The following is a 22,870-nucleotide window of genomic DNA, read 5'->3' on the forward strand; positions in this document are numbered from 1 at the left end:
GGGCTCTCCGCCTGGTCACGGTCGCGCCGGGCGCCGGGTGACCCACGGGCGCCGCCAGGACGCCGGCCGGGCACGCCCACCGCGGACACGACCGGTGCGGCTCTCAGGGAGTGAGGACGGCGGCTGCGTTGCGGTACATGATTTCCGGGTCCTCGGACAGCCAGGACTTCACCTGGCGGCTCCAGGTGTCGGCGAGGACTTCGAGGCGGTGTGCCTCGAGGCCGTCGAGGGCGGCCGCGACGACCGCTTCCGGGGCGCTCTTGTCGCCGTCGTACCAGGCCATCATGTCGGTGTCGGCGGCGCCCAGGTGCAGGCCCGTCACCAGGGTCCGCTGTCCGGCGAGCTCCAGGCGGGCGTTGCTGGTCAGCGCCCACTCGGCGGCCTTCGCCGCGTGGTACGCGCCCGCGCCGTCGACGCCGAGCCACGAGACCGCGGACAGCACGTTGAGTATCGCGCCGTCGGCCAGCTGGGGCGCGAAGGCGCGGATCACGTTGAGGGTGCCGTAGAAGTGGGTGTCCATCTCGCGGCGGATCACGTCGAGGTCGCCGGTGACCAGGTTCGCCCCGGTCGAGATGCCCGCGTTGTTGATGACGATCTTCACGTCCGGCGCCGCGGCGGCCGCGGCGGCGACCGAGGCGGGGTCGGTGATGTCCAGGCGCAGCGGGACGGCGCCCGGCACGTCGACGAGCTCGGGGCGGCGGGCGGTCGCGTACACCTTGCCGGCGCCACGCTCGAGAAGGGACAGGACGAACTGCCGGCCCAGGCCCCGGTTGGCCCCGGTGACCAGCACATGTGCTCCGTTGATCTGCATGCGGCTACGCTAGGACCTGACGTTGACGTCAGAGGCAAGTGTTGTGATGGAGGTCACGATGCGGATAGGCGAGCTGGCGGCGAGGTCGGGCGTCAGCGTCCGGGCCCTGCGCTACTACGAGGAGCAGGGGCTGCTGGAGGCGTACCGGAGCGCTTCCGGGCAGCGCCGCTACCCCGAGGCGGCGGCCGACCGGGTCGGTCTCATCCAGACGCTGTACGCTGCCGGCCTGTCCAGCCGGACCATCGCCGAACTGCTGCCCTGCGTCGACGCCAAGGAGAGCACGCCCGAGTCGCGTGCCCGCCTCGCCGCCGAACGCGACCGCATCGACGCCCAGATCGCCGCGCTGACCCGCACCCGCGACCGGCTCGACGCGGTCATCGCGTCTTCCGTGCACCCGTCCAGCGGGTGCTCATACGTCACCGCGACAGGTGCTTGAGGCGGGTGACGGCCTCGTCGATGACCTCGTCCTTCTTGCAGAACGCGAAACGGACGTAGTGCCGGCCGCGCTCCGGCCGGTCGTAGAAGACCTGCGTCGGGATGGCGACCACGCCGGCCAGCGCGGGCAGGCCGCGGGTGAGCTCCAGCCCGTCGGTGAAGCCGAGCGGCCGGATGTCGGTCTGGACGAAGTACGTGCCCGAGGGCCGCAGCACCTCGAACCCGGCCGCCGACAGGCCCTCCATGAGCCGGTCGCGCTTGTCCTGCAGCCCCGCCGCCAGCGCCGACACCCAGTCGAGCTCGTGCCGCAGCCCGTGCGCGACGGCGAGCTGCCAGGGCGCGGACGCCGTGAAGGTGAGGAACTGCTTGACCGTCTGCACGGCCGTGACCAGGGCGGGCGGGGCGCACACCCAGCCGGTCTTCCAGCCGGTGACCGAGAACGTCTTGCCCGCCGAGGAGATCATCACGGTGCGCTCGCGCATACCGGGCAGGGTGGCGAGCGGTATGTGCTCGACGCCGTCGAAGGTGAGGTGCTCGTACACCTCGTCGGTGACGGCGATCAGCCCGCGCTCCTGGCACAGCTCCGCGATGACCGTCAGCTCGTCTCGGTTGAAGACGGTGCCGGTCGGGTTGTGCGGCGAGTTGACGAGGACGGCGCGGGTGCGCGGCGTGACGGCGGCGCGCAGCTCGTCGGGGTCGAACGTGAAGCGGCCCTGTGACGGGCGCAGCGTCACAGGCACCAGCCTGGCTTGGGCCAGGGCGACGGAGGCGGCGTAGGAGTCGTAGAAGGGCTCGAAGGCGATCACCTCGTCGCCCGGCTCGCACAGCGCGAGCACGCTCGCCGCCACGGCTTCCGTGGCGCCCACCGTCACCAGGATCTCGCCCACCGGGTCGTAGGAGAGGCCGTAGCGGGCCGCCCGGTGCTCGGAGACCGCCTGGCGCAGCTCCAGCACGCCCGGCCCCGGCGGGTACTGGTTGGCGCCCGCGGCGATGGCCTGCGTGGCGCGGTCGAGCATCGCGGCGGGGCCGTCGGTGTCGGGGAAGCCCTGGCCGAGGTTGATCGATCCGGTCTGCACGGCGAGCGCGCTCATCTCCGCGAAGATCGTCGTGCCGAAATTGCGCATCCTGGTCACCAGTGGTTCGGTCACGACCCCAGCCTATTAGGCTCGTACGTGATCGTCGGGGCATTGCTCGCCCCGCATCAGCCGCCGCGAATGTCCGCATGCGCCCGGCGCCGGTTTCCTCGTATGGTGGTTCACCTGTGACGCGCATTCGTGAGCTGGACGCCCTCCGCGGCTTCGCGGTGGGCGGCATCATGGTGGTCAACACCTGGCAGTACGTCACCAAGCAGTCTCCCGGCACGCTCGACTGGACGATCCAGGCGCTCTTCCAGAGCCGGTTCTATCCGATCTTCTCGATGCTGTTCGGCATCAGCTTCATGCTGTTCCTGCGCGGCAACAGCCGCTGGGCGCTGCTCAGCCGGCTGTTCTGGCTGTTCTGCCTCGGCAAGATCCAGCACCTCTGGTACGAGGGCGAGGTGCTGACCGACTACGCGTTCTACGGCGCGCTCGTGCTGCTGCCGGCCTCGTTCCTGCCCGGCGGCCCTCCGGTGCTGCTGCTCGGACTGGTGGTCGTCGTCTGGGGAGTGATCGTGGGCGGCGGGGTGTGGCTCATCCCCGGCCTGTTCCTGGTCGGCATGGGGCTCTACCGGCTCCGCCCGTCCAGAGAGCTGCTGCTGCCAGGGTTCGCGGTGTCGGCGCTGGCCATGGCGCTGCTCACCATGGCCTACGCCGACACCAACGACTGGAAGGTCTACAGCGTGGCGGCGCTGGCCGGGGCGGCCGCGTACGCGCTGGGGCTGCTGCTCCTGCTGCGGCCGTGGCTGTCGGCGGCGCTGGAGCCGCTGGGGAAGATGGCACTGACCAACTACGTCACCGGCACCGTGGTGATCGTGCTGGCCTCGCCCGCGCTGAACGCCGACCCGACCCGCTGGTCGGCGGTGGCGCTGGCGGCCGTCACGCTGGTCGTGCAGTACCTGTTCGGCCGATGGTGGCTGACGCGATACAGATATGGCCCCCTTGAGTGGATCTGGCGCTGCCTGACCCGGTTTCGAGTGGTGCCCAACGGGCTAGAGTCAGGCCGTGACCAGAATCGCCCTCTGCCAGATCCCGGTGTCCCCTGACCCGTCGGTGAACCTCAAGAGGGCCAGAGAGGCGCTGGCCCGAGCCGAGGGCGCCGACCTGGCGATCTTCCCGGAGGCCACGCTCACCCGCTACGGCCGGCGCGTCACCGATCTGGCCGAGTCGCTGGACGGGCCTTTCGTGTCCGGTCTCGCCGAGGGCGCCCGCCAACACGGGCTGGCGGTGATCGCCGGGGTGTTCGAGTCCGGCGGCGACCGCGTGCGGAACACCGCCGTGGTCATCGACGCCGAGGGGGCCGTCACGGCGGCGTACCGGAAGATCCACCTGTTCGACTCGTTCGGCGCGAGGGAGTCCGACCTCGTCGCGCCCGGCGCCGAACCGGTCGTGGCGGAGGTGGCGGGGGTCCGCGTCGGGCTGATCACCTGCTACGACGTACGCTTCCCCGAGCTCGCCCGGGCGCTGGTCGACCAGGGCGCCGAGATGTTCGCGGTGATCGCGGCGTGGGGCTCAGGGCCGCTCAAGGAGGACCACTGGGTGACCCTGGTGCGCGCGCGTGCGCTGGAGAACACCATGTGGACGGCGGCCGTCGGCCAGGCTCCCAACCCCGGCGAGTCGTCCGACGGCTACGGGGTCGGCCGCAGCATGCTGGTCGATCCGCTGGGCGTGGTGCGCGCCGACCTGGGCACCGGGCCCGGCGTGCAGGTGGTGGAGGTCGACCACGAGTACACCGCGGCCGCCCGCGCGACCCTGCCGTGTCTCGAACACCGCGTCATGCGGGGGTAAACCACCGCTCCGGCGATCGTAAAGTATGAGGGTGAGCGGAACGCAGATGCAGAAGGTGGTCCCGCCGCGTCTGCTCGTGCCATACCTGTCGGGCAAGCGCACGGTCATCTCGGGTTACGTCTACCGGGTGCAGGACTGCGTGCGGCTGACCACGCCAGAGGCCCTCTTCCACGGGCTCGACCTGTCCTTCGACGGATCGGAGTTGTTCCCCGAGGTGCCCGAGCTCTACGTCATGCGCTGGCACGCCCGCGACGTCGACACCTACGCGGTGCCGTACGGCCCGCACATGGGGGGCGACTGGAGCGACGCGCCGCCGTTCGCCGGCAACGGGTTCACGACGTCGTCCGACCACGTGGTGCCCCAGTTCCACACGGTTCCGACGCCGATCCCGGCCGGAGCGGAGATCATTCACGTGACCGACGAGGGCGAGCGGCGCTTCGCCGAGTACGACGGACTGACCTGGCGGCCCTGCGCATGAGCGACGAGATCACTCCGGTGGCGTCCGGGTTCGTGGCCCGTTTCGGCGAGCGCACGCTGGCCGCGGCGCTCGGCCCCGACGGCGACCAGGTGGTGCTGTTCAGCGAGGTCGAGCTCGACGGTTTCGAGTCGACCTCCGGCTACTGGCGGCGGCTGGTGCCGAGGTCGCAGGTCGAGTCGCTGGTGCTGGTCCGCACGGTGGGGGCGTTCGGCGGCGAGCCGTGCATCGTGCTCGACGAGGACGAGGACGGCCTGCACATCGCCTACACCGGGCACAGCGGCACGAAGGCGGAGGCACTCGGCTACTGGATGGTCGACCACGGCGCGTACGAGGTCGTGGTGCCGCGCGAGGAGGTCTCCTCCATCCGCGTCGAGCGGACGCCGGTGCCGTAGAACGCCGCGTCAGGCGCCGATCGTGCGGTAGCGCGTCCTGCGGGCCGCGAGGCGGGCGGGCGGGTCTTCGGCGAGCAACCCGCCGATCTCGTGCTCCAGGGCGCGGCCCACCCGTTCGCAGAACTGGCGCGGCTCGTACGCGGCGTCGGGCAGCTCCGGGATGACCCGGTCGACGATGCCGTCGCGGCGCAGGTCGGTGGCGCGGATGCGCTGCGCCTGGGCGATCTCGGGAGCGAAGTCGACCGAGCGGTAGAGGATCGTCGAGGCGCCCTCGGGCGGCAGCGGGGCGAGCCAGGCGTGCTGGGCGCACAGCACCCGGTCGGCGGGCAGCAGCGCCAGCGCCGCCCCGCCCGCGCCCTCCCCGAGCAGCAGGCAGACGGTCGGCGCGGGGAGCGTGGCGAGTTCGGCCAGACAGCGGGCGATCTCGGCGGCCAGCCCGCCCTCCTCGGCCGTCTTCGACAGGTCGGCCCCTGCGGTGTCGACCACGGTGACCAGCGGCAGGCCGAGGTCGGCCGCCAGCCGTACGCCGCGCCTGGCCATGCGCAGCAGGGCCGGCCCCGGCGGTGAGCCGACCCGCTGGAGCCGCCGCTCCTGGCCCAGCACCACGGCGGGCGCGGTGCCGAACCTGGCCAGCGCGAGCAGCAGCCCCGGCTCGTTCTCGCCCGTGCCCGAGCCGCTGAGCGGCGTGACGTCGGTGGCGGCCAGCTTGAGCAGGGTGCGCACGCCGGGCCTGTCGTCGCGGCGCGAGCGAGTGATCGCCTCCCACGCCTCCACCGGGCGCAGGTCCTCCTCTGGCGGCTCCCCCGCCTCGACGTCGGAGCCCCCGGCGGCGAGCACGGACAGCGCCCTGATGGCGATGTCGCGGACGTCGTCCGCCGGCACGACCGCGTCGACCAGCCCGTGACGGTGGAAGTTCTCCGCCACCTGCACGCCCTCGGGGAAGGCGTAACCGTGCAGCGACTCGAACACGCGCGGCCCGAGGTAGCCGAGCAGCGCCCCAGGCTCGGCCGCCGTGACATGGCCGAGCGACGCCCAGGAGGCGAGCACGCCGCCCGTCGTGGGGTGCCGCAGGTAGACGAGGTACGGCAGGCCCGCGGAGCGGTGCTCCTGGACCGCCACCGTGATCTTCACCATCTGGACGAACGCGAGCGCGCCCTCCTGCATGCGGGTGCCGCCGGACGCGGGCGCCGCCAGCAGCGGCAGGCGTTCACGGGTGGCCCGCTCGACCGCGGCCACGATGCGCTCGGCCGCGGCCACGCCGATCGAGCCCGCCATGAACGAGAACTCGGAGGCAACCACGGCCACCCGGCGTCCGCCGAGCAGGCCCTCGCCGGTGATCACCGCCTCGTCGTACCCGCACTTGGCCCGGGCCGCGGCCAGCTCGTCGGCGTACGACGAGCCGGGCGGGGCCGGGTCGGCGGGCGGCGCGTCCCACGATCTCCACGAACCCCGGTCGAGGACCGTGTCGATCAGTGTGCGCGCGTCGGGACGGCTCACGTAACGCTCCCTAGAGGTCAGCCGGCGAGGCAAGGGTGACGCACTGCCAGGGGCGGTGCCGCGAATTGCCGATCATCGTACGCTCTCCTCCGAGGTGGATCGTCGCTCGCATGCCTCCAACCAGGCGAGCACGGCTGCACCGTCCTGGCCGAGCGCCGGGGGCGCGGTGTGCCGCCCGCCCGTGAGCCCGTCGAACCGCAGCGGCGGCCCGGGCAGTTCGATCGGCCCGAGCACCGGGTGCTCGACCGTGACGACGAGGCCCTGCGAGCGGGTCTGCTCCCAGGCGTAGACCTCGTCGATCGACCTGATCGCGCCCGCGGGCACGCCCGCCTCGGCCAGCGCGGCCAGCCAGTGGTCGCGGTCGTGAGCGGCCAGCGCCTTCTCCATCTCGGCGATGAGCTCGTCGCGGTGGGCCGTGCGGTCGCGGTTGGTGGCGTAGCGCGGCGTGGCGGGGTCGATGCCGAGCAGCTCGGCGACCTTGCGCCACTGGCCCTCGTTGGCGGCGCCGACCTGCAGCAGGCCGTCGGCGCAGCGGAACGAGCCGTAGGGGGTGATGGAGACGTGGTGGTTGCCGTTGGCCGTGGACACGTGGCCGCCGACCGTCCAGGCGGTGCCGTGGTAGGCGTGCACACCGGTGATCGCGGCCAGCAGGGACGTGCGCACGACGCGTCCCCGGCCCGTGCGCTCGCGTTCGTAGAGTGCGGCGGCGACGCCGTACGCGCCGTGGATGCCGGCCAGCAGGTCGGCGATGGAGGCGCCGACGCGGGTGGGCTGGTCGGGTGATGGGCCGGTCAGCGACATGAGGCCGCCCTCGCCCTGGGCGATCTGGTCGTAGCCCGGACGGCCGCCCTCCGGGCCGTCGTGGCCGAAGCCGGTGATCGACAGGATGACGAGGCGGGGGTTCAGCTCGTGGAGGCGCTCGACGGGGAGGCCGAGGCGGTCGAGGACGCCGGTGCGGAAGTTCTCGACGAGGACGTCGCTGTGGCGGGCGACCCGTTCGACGAGCGCTTTGCCCTCGGGGGTCTTGAGGTCGACGGCGATGGACTGCTTGTTACGGTTGGCTGCCAGGAAATAGGTGGAAATGTCGTTGTCCGGCCCGACGAACGGCGGTCCCCATCCGCGCGACTCGTCACCCCCGTCAGGGTGTTCCACCTTGATGACGCGAGCACCCAGATCGCCCAGCAACTGGGCGGCGTGCGGGCCGGCGAGGGCCCTGGACAGATCGAGTACGACGATGCCTTCGAGGGGTCCGAGCAAGATCAGCCTCCTCTGCGTGTCCGGGTGAAAGAACATTCTCTCAGTTGTCCGCTTCTGTTCCTCTACCCTGGGTCCGATGAACGATCTGGCCCGTTACGTCGCGAATCTGCCGCCCTCGTGCGGGCCGGTCCGGCTCGTGGCCGTCGACGGCCCGGCCGGGTCCGGCAAGACGACGTTCGCCCGGCGGCTCGGCGCCGAGCTGGGCTGCCAGGTGATCCACAGCGACGACTTCCCCGTGCCCTGGGAGGACGGCCCCGGCGGCTGGTTCCACCTGCTGGAGTCGCAGGTGCTGCGTCCTCTGGAGCAGGGCCGTCCGGGCGGGTTCCGGCGCTACGACTGGGTAGGCGGGGCGTACGCCGAGGACGTCGAGGTGCCCGTGGCGCCCGTTCTGGTGATCGAGGGCGTCGGCACCGCGCGCGCGTCGGTGGCCGGGCTGCTGGCCTGGACCGTCTGGGTCGAGGCGCCCGAGCCGGTACGGCTGCGCCGGGTCCTCGATCGCGACGGGCCAGAGCTGGAGCCCCGCTGGCGGGAGTGGTTCGCGGCCGAGCGGGCCTGGTTCGGTGACGACCGCACGCGCGAGCGGGCCGACCTGGTCGTCACCACCTGACCCTCACAGGTGGGCGACGTCGTTGAACCGTACGAGCTCGAAACGGGCGCCGTCGGCGCGCCAGACCGACACGGAGGCGTTCAGCACCGGCGCGAAGGCGAAAACGGCGGCCAGTTCCGCGTCGGGAGCCCCGGCGATGACGTGGCGCAGCCCCAGCACCACCGAGTCGTGGGCGACGACCAGCACGCGCCTGCCGCCCGCCCGCTCGCGCAGCTCGGCGAGGAACCCGCGCAGCCGTACCACGACGTCGCCGAGCGACTCGCCCTCCGGCGGGCGGTAGGCGTAGACGCCCTCGGCCAGGCGCCGGGCGGCCTCCCGGGGGAAGCGCCGCGCGACGGCGGACGGGTTGAGGCCGGCGAGCACCCCCTGCTCCTGGTCGCGCAGGCGGTCGTCCACGGCGACAGGCAGCGGCGCGGCGCCCCACGTCCGCCACGCCAGCCGCCAGGTGTCGAGCGCGCGCAGGTACGGCGAGCACCACACCAGCTCGGGACGCTCCTCGGGCGGCAGCACCGCGAGCAGCCGCCCGAGCGCGGCCGCCTGGGCGCGGCCCAGCTCGCTCAGCGTCACCTGGTCGTCGCCGCGCTCGTAGACGAGAGGCGTCGCGCCCGCCTCGCGATGGGCGAGGTTGGCCTCGCTCTCGCCGTGGCGCACCGCCATGATGCAGGTCGGGGGCATGTCCTCATCGTCACACGCCGCCGCCCTGCGGTCACGCCGTCCAGCGGAGCTGCTCCCTGGTGATCTCGTGGTAGAGCGGCTCGCCCACGAGGAACCTCGCGATCTCCTCCACGGTCGATCTGCCCTGCCGCCGCTGGGCCTCGACGGTGCCGGCCGCCTGGTGGGGCGTCAGCAGCACGTTCGGCAGCGCGCGCAGCGGGCTGTCCACGGGCAGCGGCTCCTCGTCGAAGACGTCCAGCGCGGCGTCGATCCGTCCGGAGCGCAGCTCGTCGAGCAGGGCGTCGGAGTCGACCAGCCACGACCTGGCCGTGTTCACCAGCGCCGCGCCGTCGCGGAGCAGCGCCAGCTCCCCGCGTCCGATGAGGTGGCGGGTGGCCGGGATGGCGGGGGCGTGCAGGGCGACGACGTCGCTGCGGGAGAGCAGGTCGTCCAGCGGCACCAACTCGGCGCCGAGCGCCGCCGCCTCGTCCGCGCCGATCAGCGGGTCCGTGAGCAGCAGCCGCGCGCCGAGGGGACGGACGAGCTCCAGGTACGCCCGCCCGGTGCGGGAGGCGCCGACGACGCCGACCACGCTGCCGCGCAGTTCGCGCCGCGGCCTGGCGTGGGCCCTGGCCGCCGTCCAGCTCGCGCCGGAGCGCAGGTCGTGGTCGAACCGGTGCAGCTGGTGCAGCAGGCTCAGGGTGAAGGCGAGCGAGACCTCGCCGACGGCGGGCGCCATCGCCGCGCCGGTCTGGGTGACCTTGACGCCGCGGTCCCACAGGGCGTCGCTGACCAGGAAGCCCACGGCGGCGCCGGTGTGCGCGACGAGCCGCAGCCGCGGGGCCAGGGCCAGGGTCTCGGCGTCGAGGCGTGGCGTCTCCCAGCCGGTGACCAGCACCTCCGCCTCCTCCATCGGCACGACGGGTCCCAGTTTCACCAGGTCGGCCCAGATCGGCGGCGGCAGGAACATCTCTCGCAGTTCGGGCGTCAGCGACACAGCGATCATCGGCGTCCTTTCACGGAGGGGAGGAGGGGCGCCCGGGGGCGAGCGGGGCGCGTCCGGGGACGGGACCACCCGCGTCGGGGGGCTTCTGACTCGTGATCGTAGGGTGATGCGCATGACAACTGTCGCATTCCTCGGCGCCGGGATCATGGGCGCGCCCATGGCCCGCAACCTTCTCAAGTCCGGCATCGACGTCACCGTCTGGAACCGTACGGAAGCCAAGGCGCGCGCCCTCGAGTCCGAGGGAGCCGCCGTCGCGAGCTCCCCGGAGGAGGCCGTCAGGGGAGCCGACGTCGTGATCACCATGCTCAGCGACGGCGACGTGGTGCGGGAGGCCATCACCGCCGCCGCTCCCGGCCTGCGCGCCGGGCAGGTCTGGGCGCAGATGAGCACGGTCGGCGTGGCCGCCGCCGGGCGGCTCGCGGCGCTCGCCGCCGAGCACGGGCTGACGTACGTCGACGCGCCGGTGCAGGGCACCAAGCAGCCGGCCGAGCAGGGGACGCTGGTCATCCTCGCCGCCGGCCCTGAGAGCGCCCGCCTGGTGCTCTCCCCCGTCTTCGCCGCCCTCGGCCAGCGCACGCTGTGGCTGGACGACGACGGCGCGAGCATCGCGGGCACGAGGCTGAAGATGGCCACGGTCAGCTACAGCATCTCGCTGACCGCCGTGGTAGCCGAGGCGCTCGCCCTGGCGCAGGGGCTGGGCCTCGACGCCGCCCTGGTGCGCGAGGTCGTCACCGGCGGGCCCATGGACAACCCGTACTTCCAGCTCAAGTCGAAGGCCATCCTGGAGGGCGACTACACGCCCAGCTTCACCGTGACCAACGCCGAGAAGGACACCCGGCTCATCGTCGAGGCCGGCGAGTCGGCCGGAGTGAAGCTCGACATGGTGGCGGCGGCCGGCGCTCGCTTCCGCCGGGCGCAGGCCCAGGGTCACGGGGACGCCGACATGTCGGCCACGTACCACGCGAGCTTCGAGGCGTCCTAGAGGTCGTCCACCTCCGCGTGCGCGCGTCCGCCCGACAGCCTCGCGTAGCCGGGGCCGCGGTCGAAGAAGCGGCCGGCCGGCGGGCGCAGGCGGGCGCGCAGCTCGGCGGTGGCCTGCTCGTCGATGCGGTCGCCGTCGAGCACCACGCCGTAGTCGCCGAGCGCCCCGGCGATCGACACCTTGCCGTCGCGCACGTCGGCCGCCACCGCGCGCGGGTCGCGGTCGTACGGTGAGCCCCACCCGCCGCCGCCCGTCGTGCGGATGCGGATCAGCTCGCCCGCCTGCACCGGGTGGTCGTCGACGAGACCGTCCAGCTCCTTGCCGGCGATCTCGACGCGGAACGGGCGTCCGGCCAGGCCGCCCTTCACCCCCCAGCACGACAGGATCGAACGGTCGGCGATCGACATGTAGGAAGCGTCGCGCAGCATCCTGATGTGCTTGTCGTAGCCGAGCCCGCCCCGGTACATGCCGGGGCCGCCGGAGTCGCAGGCGAGCCCCAGCCGCTCGACCCGGAACGGCCAGCGCGCCTCGGCGAACTCCACGGGGATGTTGCGCGAGTCGGGCACGACGTGGATGGTGTCCTCGCCGTCGGCGTACCAGCGGCCGCCTGAGCCTCCGCCGAGGACCTCTCTCATGAGGTACGGCCGCCCGTCGGCGTCGAGGCCGTGGACGCCCGTGTAGCGGATGGTCTCCTGGTCGGCCGGCATGCGCCCGCCGGTGGCCTTGGCCAGCACGCCCGCGAGGACGCCGAGCAGGCGCAGGATGACGAACGTGCGGGCGTTGGTCGGGGCCGGGAAGACCGGGGTGAGCAGCGTGCCCTTCTCGGGGAAGACCATCTCGATCAGCGGCACGACGCCCTCGTTCACGTCGAGCTCGGCCATGCGCTCGGGGGTGTCGGCCAGGTTGCGCAGCACGGGGGCCAGCCACTTCTTCAGGAACACGCCGTCCGCGTAGTCGCCGGCGTGGTTGATCGGGCCCTTGGCCTGGGGCGACGTGCCCGTGAAGTCGATGGTCAGCGGGGCGCGGCCCTCGGTGTGATCCACCGTGAGCGTGATCCGCTGGGTGTGCAGGCGGGGCTCGTCCACGCCGTCGTGCTCGGCGTAGTCCTCCCACACGTACGTGCCCTCGGGGATCTTCGACAGCAGCTCCCTGCGGAAAATCTCGGTGGTCCTGTCGATGATCGCGTCGAAGCAGCGTTCGACCTCCTCACGGCCGTAGCGCTCGAAGAGCTCGGCCAGCCGCCGCGCGCCCATCAGGCAGGCCGAGGACTCGGCGTCCAGGTCGCCGGCGAGGGAGTCGGGCATGCGGGAGTTGCGGGTCATGATGCGCAGCGCCGCCTCGTTGGGCACGCCCTGGTCCCACAGCTTGATCGGCGGGACCATCAGCCCCTCCTCGAACACCGACCTGGCGTGCGAGGGCATCGAGCCGGGCACGGACCCGCCGATGTCGTCGTGGTGGCCGAACGCCTGCACGAACGCGACCACCTCGTCCTCGTGGAAGACCGGCACGGTGACGCACAGGTCGGGCAGGTGGCCGATGCCGCCCTCCGACAGGTAGACGTCGTTGTGGAAGTAGACGTCGCCGGGGCGCATGGTCTCGACCGGGAAGTCGCGCACGACGGGCTGGACGAGCGCGCTGTAGGAGCGGCCGGTGAGCTTGCGCATGCGGACGTCATGGATGCCGGCGCGGAAGTCGTGCGCGTCGCGGATCATCGGGGAGCGGGCCGTACGGGCGATGGCCGTCTCGACCTCGCGCTCGACGGAGGCGAGCGTGCCTTCGACGATCTCCACGAGGATGGGGTCAGCGGTGGTCATCACGCCCCCTGCCGGTCCGCGGTAATCACTACATTTCCGTATTCGTCGATCTTGGCGCTGAAGCCCGGATGGATCGGGATCGTGGAGCCGTACTCCTCGATCACCGCCGGACCCTGCACCGTGGCTCCAGGGCCGAGCGCGGCCCGCTGGTGGATCGGGGTGTCACGGGTCTCCTCGAAGTGCACCTGCCGGACGGACGTCGCGCCCTCGCCCGGCTTCTCGAAGCGACGGATGACCGGCCGCGAGATCGGCCCGATGCCCGACACGCGCAGGTTCACCCACTCCACGTCGTGGCGGGGGTCGTCGCGGTAGGCGTAGCCGTACAGCTTCTCGTGGGCGTCGTGGAAGCGCGCGACCACCTCGGCCCGCCAGGCGTCGTCCACCTCGCCGGCCGGCACGGGCACCCGCACCTCGTACGCCTGGCCGTAGTAGCGCAGGTCGGCCCCGCGCTGGAAGACCGGCTCGGCGAAGCCCTCGCGGCCGAGCTCGTCCCCCGCCTGCTGCTCCAACTCGCCGAAGATCGCGGCCGCCGCGTCCAGCGACAGGTCCCGGGTGACGTACGTACGGACGTAGTCGTTCTTGACGTCCACCGTGAGCAGCCCGAACGCCGAGACGTTGCCCGGGTCGCGCGGCACGAGGACCGACGGCAGGCCGAGGATGTCGATCAGCCGGCAGGCCAGCAGCGGCCCCGACCCGCCGAACGTCACCAGCGGGAAGTCGCGCACGTCGAGCCCCCGCTGGACGGTGAGCCGCCGGATCGCGTTGCTCTGGTTGAACGCGCTGATCTCGAGGATGCCCGTCGCCGTGCGCTCGAGGCTGAGGCCGAGCTTGCCGGCCAGCGCCTGGATGCCCGCGCGGGCGGCGTCGGCGTCCAGCGGGATCTCGCCGCCGAGCAGGTGCGGCGGGATGCGGCCGAGGAAGACATGGGCGTCGGTCACCGTCACCTCGGTGCCGCCCCTGCCGTAGCAGAGGGGGCCAGGGTCGGCGCCCGCGGAGCGCGGCCCGACCTTGAGCGTGCCCTCCGGGGAGACCCACGCCACCGAGCCGCCGCCCGCGCCGACCGTGACGATGTCGATCATCGGGATCTTGACCGGGTAGCGGCCGATGCTGCCCTCCGTGGTGACGGAGGGCTCCCCGTCGGTCACCACGGCCACGTCGGTGGACGTGCCGCCGCCGTCGAGAGTGATCACGGACGGGTGGCCCGCCGTGGAGGCGATGAGCGCCGCGCCGAGCGCGCCGGCCGCCGGGCCGGACAGGACGGTGGTGATCGGCTTGTTGACGACCTCACGCGCCGACAGGATCCCGCCGTTCGACTTCATGACCGAGAACCGCCTGCCGAGCCGGGTGGACAGGCCCGCGAGGTAGCCGCGCATGACCGGCTTGACGGCGGCGTCGACGAGGGTTGTCACCGAGCGCTCGTACTCGCGGTACTCGCGCAGCACGTCGCTCGACAGCGAGATCACCGCCTCGGGGTGCTCGCGCCACAGGATTTCGCGCATGCGGCGCTCGTGGGAAGGGTTGGCGTACGAGTGCAGGAAGCAGACCCCGATGGCGGTGATGCCCTTGGCGCGGAACCAGCGGGCCACCTCGACCGCCTGCTCCTCGCTGAACGGCCACACCTCCGCGCCGGTGTGGTCGAGCCGCCCGCCGACGGTCTTCACCAGGTGCACGGGGACGATCCGCGGCGGCTTCACCCAGAAGTAGGAGTTGCCGTAACCGTCGGGGACGCTCTGCCTGGCGATCTCCAGGACGAACTCGAACCCCTCGGTCGTGATGAACCCGAGGTCGCCGATCCGGTCCTCCAGCAGCCGGTTCGTGGCCACCGTGGTGCCGTGCACGATGCCCGTGACGTCGAGCGGGCCCAGCTTGCCGACGCCGGCGAGGAAGCCGTCGGCCGGGTCGGCCGGGGTCGACGGGGTCTTCGTGGTGAACATCTCACCGGACTCCTCGTCCACCGCCACGACGTCGGTGAACGTGCCTCCGGTGTCCACACCGATACGGACGCTACGCATGGGCTCCTCAGATTCGGCGACGGCCGAGCACTTCGTCGATGACTCGGGGCGCGTTCTCGGTGCCGACGTACGCGGCCAGCCGCACCACCATCTCCTGGGACTTGGCGAGTTCCGCCTCGACCCTCGCCTTCCCCGACTGGCCGGCCTGCACCCCGAAATAGGCCCCGATGATGGTGCCGACGACCCCGGCCACTCCGGCGAACAGGGTGGCGAACTGGCCGCTCGCGAACACGGCCGCCCAGAAGGCGGCCAGGACCGCGACGATGCCCACCACGACGACGAGGAAACCGTACCGCCACCGCGTGGCGTCGGCCTGGGCGGCCGTCAGTTCGTCAGGCGTCATCATCGCCTCCAGTGCGGGCGGAGCGGTGGGGGGCTTGTCGGTGACCACAGTTGATCCTCCCTGTTACGTAGGGGAGAAATGTCCCACGCGGTCAGGTGACTAGCCAAGCCACTAAGCTGACGGCCCGTGACTGAACTGTCTGCCTTGTCTGCCGTTCCCTCTGGTGCCAGAGATGCCGTACTGAAGTTCTACTTCGGCCCCATGGACTGCGGGAAGTCCACCCTGGCGCTCCAGATGAACTACAACCACGGCCGACAGGGCCGGCGGGGGCTGGTGCTCACCAAGCACGACCGCTCCGGCGGGCCCAAGGTCACCAGCCGGATAGGGCTCGGTCTCGAGGCCATCGAGGTGGACGACTCCCTCGACCTGCTCGGGCTGGTGACGTCGTACGAGCGGGTCGACTACCTCATCTGCGACGAGGCGTGCTTCTACACCGTCGAGCAGATCGAACAGCTCGCCGACCTGGTCGACGAGCACGGCGTGGACGTCTACGCGTTCGGGTTGGCCTCCGACTTCCGCGCGACGATGTTCCCTGCGGCGCAGCGTCTCTTCGAGCTGGCCGACGAGGTGTGCCGGCTGCAGGTCGAGGTGCTGTGCTGGTGCGGGCGTCCAGGACTGCTCAATGCCCGCGTGGTCGGGGGCGTCATGGCGCGTACGGGCGAGCAGGTCGTGATCGGCGACACCGGCGACGAGCCGGTGCGCTACCAGGTGCTCTGCCGCCGCCACCACCGCTCGGGCCAGCTGGGCGAGGGCTCCGGCGGCGCCGCGACCGCTTGACGCGCTCCCCGGCCTGAAGGCCGGAGCGCCACGGACGATCCCGGCAGCCGCCGACGCCCGGTCAGATGGCGCAGGTGCCGTCCTCGCACCCGTCGGCGGGGGTCGCGAGCTGCACGATCGGCGTCTGGCCCGTGCGCTCGGCCACCTCGTCGATGGCGGCGGCGAAGGTGTCCTCCGGCTGGGCGCCCGAGACGGCGTACTTGCCCTCGAACAGGAACAGCGGCACCCCGGTGACCCCGAGAGCGCGGGCGCGGTCGAGGTGCTCGCGCACCGCGTCGGCGCCCTCGCCGGTGTCGTCCACACCGACCTCGGCGGCGAGGGAGGCCAGCACGTCGCTGTCGGACACGTCGAGCCCCTCGACGAAGTACGCGCGGAACAGCCGCTCTGCCATCTCGGTGCCCCGGCCCTGGCGGGCGGCGAGCTCGGTCAGGCGGTGCGCCTCCAGCGTGTTGGCGCTGAGGGCGTCGGCATAGTTCATCTCCAGCCCGTCGTCCTGGGCCACGCCGACGACCCGGTCGATCATCTGCCGGGCGTTCGGGCCGAACTTGCGCTCCATCGCCGGGATGATCGACTCGGACTTCTCGGGGGTGCTCGGGTCGAGCTGGAACGGGCGCATCGTCACCTCGATGGTGCCGCCCTTGGCCCGGAACCGCTCGGCGGCCTTGGCGAACCGGGCGTGCCCGATATAGCACCAGGGGCACACGACATCAGAAAAGATCTCCACCTTCATGTACGGTCCCAACCCCGCCGCTCACTCCGTGATTCCTGCCCGATGAGTCCTGCACCGACGCCCTCCTCCAGCCGACGCGTCACCCAGCGACCGACTCCTTCGACCGGTGCGTCATCCGGCAGCCACTTCTCGGGCCGCTCGCCGCTCCTCCAACCGGTGGGGCCGGTACCGCGCGTCATTCGGCGGCCAGTTCCTCCAGCCGGTAGGGCAGGTACGCCGAGTCGTCCACCAGCGCCGAGGCGCCGCGCCACCAGCCGAACCACTCGCCGCTGCGCCACATCCAGTCGACCCGCTCGATGGCGGCCACCACGTCGCCGACCGTGAGCCAGTCGCCGAGCTGCTCCTCGGTCGCGCCGTGGCGCAGCGCCCACGCCCGCAGCGTGGCTGCGGCCTCGGCAGAGACCTCGCGCGCGTACGGGTCGGGGCTCTCGCCCGGCAGCCGGTGCGGGCCGAGCCCGGCCGCCACGCCCCAGCTCCACTGCGCCTCGGCGGGACGCGAGTAGCGCAGCGACTGGAAGTCGAGGTTGGAGCCCAGCTCGCCGCTGGAGCGCCGGGTGACGACCGCGTCGAGCCGTCCGCCCGCGTCGAAGTGGACGACGAGCCGCTGCCCCGGGCTCGCGTCCCCCGGCAGGTCGAAACGGTCTTCCGCCTGCCACGAGTTCAGGTCGACCTCGGCGACCGGCGGACCCCACACCTGGTCGGCGGCGTCGTCGGAGACCCAGGCGGCGAGCATCTCCAGCGCCGACAGGTCGGTCCACGGCTCGATGGCGACGGCGGTGCTCAGCACCTCGTCGGGTGCGGGCAGCTTGCCGCCGCGCGGTCGCGTCCACCACTCCTCGCCCAGCTCGCGGCTGCCGACCAGAAGCGCGGCGACGGCGGCCAGCTCGGCGGAGCGCCGGGTGAGGGACGCGCCGACGGCCAGTTCGAGCGCCCGCGCGGTACGGTCGTCGCCCAGCACGGGGCGCACGTCGGCGACGAGCGTCGCGGCCGTCGGCCGCTCCTCGCCCAGAAGGTTGCGTACGACTTTCCTGGCCTCGGTACGTGCGTCTTCAGCGTGTGCCTCCCGCATACCGCCACGCTACGCCGGGAGATCCTTTTCCGCGAGCCTCGAATCCCCCGCCGACCTGCACCAGTGCACCCACCGGTGACGGGCGGGACGGCGGCGGTGGTTCAGTGGCGGCGGTTCAGTGGCGGCGGTTCAGCGGCGGCGGGAGGTGCGGCCGACCAGCCAGCCGAGGGCGGCGCCGGCGAGGGCCACGGCCGCGCCCATGCCGAAGGACGCCAGCATCACCCACGGGCGGGTCTCGGCGGGCCGCCGGGCGGGGCGCTCGTAGACCGCTCCTCCGTGCTCGACAGCGGGGCTGCGTGCGGTCGTCACTCCTGCGGGGCCGGTCGGCTGTGCGGGGACGAATGGCCTGGCGGGCACGCTCTCCCGCACCCCGCCCGCACCCCCTTCGCCCGCGTACCGAGGGGTGCCGGGAGCTCCGGCGCCGCCGGAAGCCGTTCCGTGGGCAAGGCCCGCATCGGTGAGGACGGTGGGCTCCCCGCCGGCGAAGGCGGGCGCGGCGACGGCGGCTGGGGTGTTGAGGTGGGTGTCCACGGCGGTGAAGAAGTCGGCTGCTGTGCGGCGGGCGACCGAGGTCAGCATGCGCTGGCCGACGCCGCCGATCATGCCGCCCACCACGGCGTCGGCGTCGTAGTCGACGCGGGTGCCGCCGTCGGTCTCGCTCAGGCGTACCCGCACGGTGGCGTCCACGGTGCCGGGCGCGCCCTGGCCGCGCGCCCGCAGGGTGAAGCTCTCCAGTTCCAGCGGGTCGGACAGCACCACCTCCCCCTGGTAGACGCCCTTGATCGAGGCCACTCCGGCGGTGAGCGTCATCCGGTACGCGTCCGGCCCGGTCTCCTCCAGCCGCTCGCACCCCGGGATGGTGCGTACCAGCACCGCCGGGTCCTGGAGCGCCGCCCACACCAGGTCTCTCGATGCGCCGATCACGGCACTGCCCGCCACGTTCATGTGCTCACTCTAGGCACGGGGACCCCGCCCGATAAGGGCAAGACCTGCCAGAGGCGAGCCGCGTCGTGTCGCGGTGGCAGGATAGTGGCCCATGATCGAAGGGCGGCGGAGAGGCGCGGGACGAGCCGTACGGACGGCAGGTGTGGCGGGCTTAGTGGTCCTCGCCGCCTCGTGCGCCCCGGCCCGCGGGCCCGTGACCGCCCCGGCCACCCTGACGGCCCGGCCGCATGGCGGCGAGAGCACGCCGTCCGCCGGGCCCACCGGGCGGCCGTCCCCCACTCCCACCCCCGCTGTCACCGCGCCGCCGGGCGTCAAGCCGCGCGCGGGCGAGGTGCGGACGATCGCCGGGTCCGGTGGCCTGCCGCCCGTGGTGAGCATGATCCCCACGAAGCGCAAAGTCGTCTTCCTCACCATCGACGACGGATGGGAGCAGGACCCTGGCTTCGTCCAGCAGGTCCGAGACGAGCGCGTCCCGGTCACGGTGTTCGCCATGCGCGACGCCGTCGAGGCCCGAGGCGTCCCCGACCAGGCCGGCGGCACGGCGAGGTACGTCGGGGCCGGCAAGTGGGACTACTTCCGGCAGCTGCGTGACGCAGGAGCCCCCGTCGAGTCGCACACGCTCACCCACCCCGACCTGCGCACCCTCGGCTACGCGGCCCAGCGCCGCGAGATCTGCGGTTCCGCGCAACTGCTCGGCAAGGAGCTGGGCAGGCGGCCCGAGCTGTTCCGCCCGCCGTACGGGAGCTACAACACCGACACGCTGCGGGCCGCGAAGAGCTGCGGCATGGACACCGTGCTGCTGTGGTCGGCCACCGTCCAGCCCGGCGGCAAGATCGCCTACCAGGTGCCCGACAAGAAGCTGCGCCCGGGCGACATCCTGCTCGTGCACTTCCGTCCCGGTCTGGCGCATGACTTCCGCGTCCTGGTGAACAAGATCAAGCGCCGCGGCTTCGCGCTGGGCGACCTGCGCGCGTACCTGGACGCGGCCAAGTCGTAGTGACTTGCCCCTACGGGGACACACCAGGGTCATCCGGCCGAGAGGTCAGTGCCCCATGGAGATGAGTTTCGATCGCAGTGATTTTAATTCCTTCGAAACGGTGACATCAGGGATGCTCATGAGCCGGTCTACAAGCGTTGCCGTCTCATCTAAGCAGGCAGGGTTGCTGATGTTCTCGATGATCCATGTATCGCCGTCAGGGTAAAACTCAGCATCCCCTCCTGTGTCGACGACTGAGATGGGGCCGACGGTCGTCTTCGTTCCGTCGTGCTCGAAGACGACGTCTACCACTCCGTACCAGGGTCGCCCCCACCCGACCGTTTCAGGCCCCATAGTGAGGGTCAGACGATCGATCTTGTTGTCCTCGACTGTAAAACTAATATCCTTCGATTTTTCGTACGGCATCTTCGGAATTTCCGACGGCATCGGAAAATCGTAATTTACGGATATCATCAGCGGCCCCCCGGTGGCATGACACACCGGCAGAAGTCCCGCCTCCCGCAGCTTTAGCGTTGCCCTGGTGATCAGAGATGGACCGGGAGCTCGGTTCTCAAAGGTGATGTCCACGTGTGGGCCATGCAGGTTTTCAAGTTTTTCACCCCCAGCCCCTTCCGATAAGTCGGTGCCGTCGATCCCTCCCTCAATGTAGGCAGCGACACGCGCGACCTTGAGATTGGGCTGCCGCGCTGCTTCTGATATACCGGTGCGCGCTTGCACTTCGCCGCTCTCTGCCTGAGAGCGCCCGGACTTCGAGGAATCATTGCTGTAGTAGATGGTGACCCCGACAGCAACAACAGTAACAACAAGCGTGAGCAGACCGATGATGTTGGACCTGTCCCTCCAACTGGAGCTTGAGTCGCGGACGGCGGACGGCATGTCGGCTGCGGGAGCTCGACTCGAAGCTGTGGAAGTAGCGGGCGACGAGTTATCCAGTGGCGCCGACGTCGTCGCCACAGGCGCAGAGGGGGATGCAGCTGGTGTGGATACCTCATGCACGTCCGGCCTCTGCACAGACGGTAACTCTGCACTGGCTCCATCCGCCGGTGGACTTGTGCTTGCACTTTCGTCGGATCTATCTACTGGGTCTGCCATCGACATCCTTCGAAGATCGATAAGTCCATGTCCTCGGTGAACATGCGAACAACTTGATCATCTTCATGGTCGGGAATGGATTCGAACACCATTTGTGATGATATTCGCCCACATCCGCATCGACGAGCTGCACATACCGAAAAGAAACATTGCCTCATACTGTGGCCACGCGCACGGCGATCTTGGCACCCTCATCCGGCTCGAAGAACACCGAAATTGGGATGACCAGATTTCCCCAGGCAACATGAGTGCAGCCCCCTCGACTCGAGGCCGGCTCGAGCGGGGGGTACAGCCTTGGCCGCAATCGCGCGGGGGAAGGCGTGGAGAGGCGTGGAGGTAGGGCTTGACAGAAAGGCAAATGGATGACCCCCAGGGCACCCACCAAGAAGCCAAGTGATACATGCGCGCCGAAGCGCACGTACAGCATCTGGCTTGCACCAAGGCGGCCAACGCTATCGCCGCGCTCTTCAGAAAGGGGCTGCACACTACTGGCGCGAACCACTCCCGGAGCGCGGTCCCGTCGACAGAGACGGGCAGCCATCGCTACGCACGTGATCCGCGCATGACAAGCGAGCCCGACCACCACCACAGGAGTACAGCTAGACCGCTGTGACCAAGGTCGCATCGCGTTGCTCTACGAGCTGTAGTACTACTATGCATAGAAGTACTACAGCATGTAGAGCTCAGGAAGCTGCGGGGATATGGACGCACTTGACCTTGCGCGGTGGCAGTTCGGGGTGACCACCGTCTACCACTTTCTGTTCGTGCCCCTGACCATCGGTCTCGGGATCTTCGTGGCGGGTCTGCAGACGGCCTGGCACCGGACCGGCAAGGAGCACTACCTCAAGCTCACGAAGTTCTTCGGGAAGCTCTTCCTGATCAATTTCGCCATGGGCGTGGTCACCGGCATCGTGCAGGAGTTCCAGTTCGGGATGAACTGGAGTGAGTACTCGACCTTCGTCGGCGACGTCTTCGGCGCCCCGCTCGCCCTGGAGGCCCTGCTCGCGTTCTTCATGGAGTCGACGTTCCTCGGCCTGTGGATCTTCGGCTGGGACCGGTTGCCGAAGCGGATCCACCTCGCCTGCATCTGGGCGGCGGCCATCGGGTCCAACCTGTCGGCCACCTTCATCCTCTCCGCCAACGCCTGGATGAAGCACCCGGTCGGGTACGAGGTCGTGGACGGCAAGGCCAGGATGACCGACCTGTGGGCGGTGCTGACGAACTCGGCGGCGCTCGCCCAGATCCCGCACGTGATCGGGGCGGCCTTCATCGTGGCCGGCGGCTTCGTCCTGGCGGTGTGCGGCTACTGGCTGCTGCGGACGGGCGCCCCGATGTGGCGCAGCGCGGCCCGCGGGGCGCTGGTGATGACGGCCGTCGCGGGCCTGGTCGTCGCGGGCACCGGCGACACCTCGGCCAGGCTCCTGTACGAGCAGCAGCCCATGAAGCTGGCCGCGGCGGAAGGGCTCCGGCACGACACCGCGGGCGCCGGCTTCAGCATCGTGCCCGGCCTCGAGATCCCCAAGCTGCTGAGCTTCCTGTCCACCCACGAGCCCGACTCCGTCGTCCAGGGCACGGACGACCTGCAGCGGCGCTTCGAGCAGCAGTTCGGCCCCGGCGACTACCGTCCCGACGAGACGATCGTGTTCTGGTCGTTCCGTGTGATGCTGGCGTTCGGGTTGACCACCGTCGGCCTGTCGCTGCTCGGCCTGTGGCTGACCCGCCGCAGGCGGCAGTTCCCCGCCTGGCTGTCACGGGTGCTGCTGCTGGCGCTGCCGCTGCCGCTGATCGCGGTGATCGCCGGTTGGCTGCTCAGCGAGATCGGCCGCCAGCCGTGGACGGTCGCGGGCGAGCTGCTGACGGCCTCCAGCGTCTCGCCGGGCGTCTCGCTCGCGGCGGTCGCGACCTCCCTGACGGTCTTCACGCTGCTGTACGGCGCCCTCGCGGTGGCCGAGGGCGTGCTGCTGGTCCGGCACGTCCGCGGCGGCGTCGAGGAACACACCCCCACCCCGGTCGCCGAGCGGCGCGAGCCCTCGCTGATGTACTGACCC

Annotated in this window: 23 protein-coding genes; 10 read left to right on the forward strand and 13 right to left on the reverse strand. The window is 71.2% G+C overall.

Translation table 11 applies throughout. The annotated features are described in order from the left end of the window. Positions 1–103: 103 nt before the first annotated feature. A complete protein-coding gene (locus BLR04_RS21175) occupies positions 104–811 on the reverse strand; it encodes an SDR family oxidoreductase (protein WP_090767967.1) in 708 nt (235 codons plus the stop codon). A gap of 58 nt (positions 812–869) precedes the next feature. Between BLR04_RS21175 and BLR04_RS21180 the strand changes: the two genes are divergently transcribed. Then, positions 870–1,247, forward strand: a complete 378-nt coding sequence (locus BLR04_RS21180) for a MerR family transcriptional regulator (RefSeq protein WP_090768324.1) — start codon at positions 870–872, stop codon at positions 1,245–1,247. On the opposite strand, the gene BLR04_RS21185 is transcribed toward BLR04_RS21180, so the two are convergent. Next, positions 1,228–2,394, reverse strand: coding sequence for a pyridoxal phosphate-dependent aminotransferase (locus BLR04_RS21185; protein ID WP_090767970.1), 1,167 nt, complete (start codon positions 2,392–2,394; stop codon positions 1,228–1,230). The two genes, BLR04_RS21180 and BLR04_RS21185, sit on opposite strands and share 20 nt — an antisense overlap. 113 nt (positions 2,395–2,507) lie before the next feature. Here BLR04_RS21185 and BLR04_RS21190 point away from each other — a divergent pair, with 113 nt between their 5' ends. The 4 genes from BLR04_RS21190 to BLR04_RS21205 are packed head-to-tail and all read left to right on the forward strand — an operon-like array spanning position 2,508 to position 5,040. Continuing rightward, a complete protein-coding gene (locus BLR04_RS21190) occupies positions 2,508–3,428 on the forward strand; it encodes a DUF418 domain-containing protein (protein WP_218129099.1) in 921 nt (306 codons plus the stop codon). Further along, positions 3,388–4,170 (forward strand): carbon-nitrogen hydrolase family protein, encoded by a 783-nt coding sequence (locus tag BLR04_RS21195; RefSeq protein WP_090767975.1) that lies wholly within the window; start codon positions 3,388–3,390, stop codon positions 4,168–4,170. Before BLR04_RS21190 ends, BLR04_RS21195 begins: the two co-directional genes overlap by 41 nt. Before the next feature lie 31 nt (positions 4,171–4,201). Next, entirely contained in the window at positions 4,202–4,648 is a 447-nt protein-coding gene (locus BLR04_RS21200; protein WP_245740393.1) for a hypothetical protein, read from the forward strand. Next, the gene (locus tag BLR04_RS21205; RefSeq protein ID WP_090767981.1) at positions 4,645–5,040 is read left to right on the forward strand and encodes a hypothetical protein; all 396 of its coding nucleotides are present in this window, start codon (positions 4,645–4,647) and stop codon (positions 5,038–5,040) included. The genes BLR04_RS21200 and BLR04_RS21205 overlap by 4 nt, the downstream gene beginning before the upstream one ends. A gap of 9 nt (positions 5,041–5,049) precedes the next feature. Here the strand turns inward: BLR04_RS21205 and BLR04_RS21210 are convergent, their stop codons facing one another. Then, positions 5,050–6,537, reverse strand: a complete 1,488-nt coding sequence (locus BLR04_RS21210) for a carboxyl transferase domain-containing protein (protein WP_090767984.1) — start codon at positions 6,535–6,537, stop codon at positions 5,050–5,052. A 72-nt stretch (positions 6,538–6,609) separates the two neighbouring features. Further along, positions 6,610–7,830, reverse strand: a complete 1,221-nt coding sequence (locus BLR04_RS21215; protein ID WP_090767987.1) for a CaiB/BaiF CoA transferase family protein — start codon at positions 7,828–7,830, stop codon at positions 6,610–6,612. Between the two features lie 40 nt (positions 7,831–7,870). Here BLR04_RS21215 and BLR04_RS21220 point away from each other — a divergent pair, with 40 nt between their 5' ends. Next, on the forward strand, positions 7,871–8,401 hold the full coding sequence (locus tag BLR04_RS21220; RefSeq protein WP_090767990.1) for a uridine kinase family protein: 531 nt from the start codon (positions 7,871–7,873) through the stop codon (positions 8,399–8,401). A gap of 3 nt (positions 8,402–8,404) precedes the next feature. On the opposite strand, the gene BLR04_RS21225 is transcribed toward BLR04_RS21220, so the two are convergent. Beyond that, positions 8,405–9,076: a histidine phosphatase family protein gene (locus tag BLR04_RS21225; RefSeq protein WP_090767993.1), complete on the reverse strand. Its 672-nt coding sequence runs from the start codon at positions 9,074–9,076 to the stop codon at positions 8,405–8,407. A gap of 31 nt (positions 9,077–9,107) precedes the next feature. Further along, complete coding sequence (locus tag BLR04_RS21230) at positions 9,108–10,061, reverse strand: hydroxyacid dehydrogenase (RefSeq protein ID WP_090767996.1); 954 nt, start codon at positions 10,059–10,061, stop codon at positions 9,108–9,110. Positions 10,062–10,173: 112 nt separating this feature from the next. On the opposite strand from BLR04_RS21230, the gene BLR04_RS21235 reads away from it, so the two are divergent. Next, positions 10,174–11,043 (forward strand): NAD(P)-dependent oxidoreductase, encoded by an 870-nt coding sequence (locus BLR04_RS21235; protein ID WP_090768327.1) that lies wholly within the window; start codon positions 10,174–10,176, stop codon positions 11,041–11,043. Here the strand turns inward: BLR04_RS21235 and BLR04_RS21240 are convergent. From BLR04_RS21240 to BLR04_RS21250, 3 genes are read right to left on the reverse strand one after another with little or no spacing between them, the layout of a single operon-like run. Further along, positions 11,040–12,857, reverse strand: coding sequence for a hydantoinase B/oxoprolinase family protein (locus BLR04_RS21240; protein WP_090767999.1), 1,818 nt, complete (start codon positions 12,855–12,857; stop codon positions 11,040–11,042). The genes BLR04_RS21235 and BLR04_RS21240 overlap by 4 nt on opposite strands. After that, on the reverse strand, positions 12,857–14,869 hold the full coding sequence (locus BLR04_RS21245) for a hydantoinase/oxoprolinase family protein (protein ID WP_090768002.1): 2,013 nt from the start codon (positions 14,867–14,869) through the stop codon (positions 12,857–12,859). The genes BLR04_RS21240 and BLR04_RS21245 overlap by 1 nt, the downstream gene beginning before the upstream one ends. Before the next feature lie 7 nt (positions 14,870–14,876). Then, complete coding sequence (locus BLR04_RS21250) at positions 14,877–15,260, reverse strand: hypothetical protein (RefSeq protein WP_090768005.1); 384 nt, start codon at positions 15,258–15,260, stop codon at positions 14,877–14,879. A gap of 78 nt (positions 15,261–15,338) precedes the next feature. Here BLR04_RS21250 and BLR04_RS21255 point away from each other — a divergent pair, with 78 nt between their 5' ends. Continuing rightward, complete coding sequence (locus BLR04_RS21255) at positions 15,339–15,989, forward strand: thymidine kinase (RefSeq protein WP_176903210.1); 651 nt, start codon at positions 15,339–15,341, stop codon at positions 15,987–15,989. Positions 15,990–16,050: 61 nt separating this feature from the next. Here the strand turns inward: BLR04_RS21255 and BLR04_RS21260 are convergent, their stop codons facing one another. The 3 genes from BLR04_RS21260 to BLR04_RS21270 all read right to left on the reverse strand — a co-directional run bounded on the left by BLR04_RS21260 (position 16,051) and on the right by BLR04_RS21270 (position 18,733). Further along, a complete protein-coding gene (locus BLR04_RS21260) occupies positions 16,051–16,719 on the reverse strand; it encodes a DsbA family oxidoreductase (protein WP_090768013.1) in 669 nt (222 codons plus the stop codon). A 175-nt stretch (positions 16,720–16,894) separates the two neighbouring features. Further along, the gene (locus BLR04_RS21265) at positions 16,895–17,788 is read right to left on the reverse strand and encodes a hypothetical protein (protein ID WP_090768016.1); all 894 of its coding nucleotides are present in this window, start codon (positions 17,786–17,788) and stop codon (positions 16,895–16,897) included. Between the two features lie 129 nt (positions 17,789–17,917). Continuing rightward, positions 17,918–18,733 (reverse strand): SRPBCC family protein, encoded by an 816-nt coding sequence (locus BLR04_RS21270; protein WP_090768019.1) that lies wholly within the window; start codon positions 18,731–18,733, stop codon positions 17,918–17,920. A 142-nt stretch (positions 18,734–18,875) separates the two neighbouring features. Between BLR04_RS21270 and BLR04_RS21275 the strand changes: the two genes are divergently transcribed. Continuing rightward, on the forward strand, positions 18,876–19,730 hold the full coding sequence (locus tag BLR04_RS21275) for a polysaccharide deacetylase family protein (RefSeq protein WP_245740396.1): 855 nt from the start codon (positions 18,876–18,878) through the stop codon (positions 19,728–19,730). A gap of 45 nt (positions 19,731–19,775) precedes the next feature. On the opposite strand, the gene BLR04_RS39830 is transcribed toward BLR04_RS21275, so the two are convergent. Continuing rightward, positions 19,776–20,606: a hypothetical protein gene (locus BLR04_RS39830; RefSeq protein ID WP_143022129.1), complete on the reverse strand. Its 831-nt coding sequence runs from the start codon at positions 20,604–20,606 to the stop codon at positions 19,776–19,778. 917 nt (positions 20,607–21,523) lie between these two features. On the opposite strand from BLR04_RS39830, the gene BLR04_RS21280 reads away from it, so the two are divergent. Beyond that, positions 21,524–22,867: a cytochrome ubiquinol oxidase subunit I gene (locus tag BLR04_RS21280; RefSeq protein ID WP_090768025.1), complete on the forward strand. Its 1,344-nt coding sequence runs from the start codon at positions 21,524–21,526 to the stop codon at positions 22,865–22,867. Positions 22,868–22,870: the final 3 nt, after the last annotated feature.

Source organism: Nonomuraea maritima (assembly GCF_900100395.1).
Lineage (GTDB): Bacteria > Actinomycetota > Actinomycetes > Streptosporangiales > Streptosporangiaceae > Nonomuraea > Nonomuraea maritima.

Coding starts and splice junctions, on each gene's coding strand:
- BLR04_RS21235 (WP_090768327.1), top strand. CDS start 10,174: ATGACAACTGTCGCATTCCTCGGCGCCGGGATCATGGGCGCGCCCATG.
- BLR04_RS21240 (WP_090767999.1), bottom strand. CDS start 12,857: ATGACCACCGCTGACCCCATCCTCGTGGAGATCGTCGAAGGCACGCTC.
- BLR04_RS21215 (WP_090767987.1), bottom strand. CDS start 7,830: ATGTTCTTTCACCCGGACACGCAGAGGAGGCTGATCTTGCTCGGACCC.
- BLR04_RS21225 (WP_090767993.1), bottom strand. CDS start 9,076: ATGCCCCCGACCTGCATCATGGCGGTGCGCCACGGCGAGAGCGAGGCC.
- BLR04_RS21205 (WP_090767981.1), top strand. CDS start 4,645: ATGAGCGACGAGATCACTCCGGTGGCGTCCGGGTTCGTGGCCCGTTTC.
- BLR04_RS21175 (WP_090767967.1), bottom strand. CDS start 811: ATGCAGATCAACGGAGCACATGTGCTGGTCACCGGGGCCAACCGGGGC.
- BLR04_RS21245 (WP_090768002.1), bottom strand. CDS start 14,869: ATGCGTAGCGTCCGTATCGGTGTGGACACCGGAGGCACGTTCACCGAC.
- BLR04_RS21230 (WP_090767996.1), bottom strand. CDS start 10,061: ATGATCGCTGTGTCGCTGACGCCCGAACTGCGAGAGATGTTCCTGCCG.
- BLR04_RS21270 (WP_090768019.1), bottom strand. CDS start 18,733: ATGAACGTGGCGGGCAGTGCCGTGATCGGCGCATCGAGAGACCTGGTG.
- BLR04_RS21280 (WP_090768025.1), top strand. CDS start 21,524: ATGGACGCACTTGACCTTGCGCGGTGGCAGTTCGGGGTGACCACCGTC.
- BLR04_RS21265 (WP_090768016.1), bottom strand. CDS start 17,788: ATGCGGGAGGCACACGCTGAAGACGCACGTACCGAGGCCAGGAAAGTC.
- BLR04_RS21180 (WP_090768324.1), top strand. CDS start 870: ATGCGGATAGGCGAGCTGGCGGCGAGGTCGGGCGTCAGCGTCCGGGCC.
- BLR04_RS21220 (WP_090767990.1), top strand. CDS start 7,871: ATGAACGATCTGGCCCGTTACGTCGCGAATCTGCCGCCCTCGTGCGGG.
- BLR04_RS21260 (WP_090768013.1), bottom strand. CDS start 16,719: ATGAAGGTGGAGATCTTTTCTGATGTCGTGTGCCCCTGGTGCTATATC.
- BLR04_RS39830 (WP_143022129.1), bottom strand. CDS start 20,606: ATGCCGTCCGCCGTCCGCGACTCAAGCTCCAGTTGGAGGGACAGGTCC.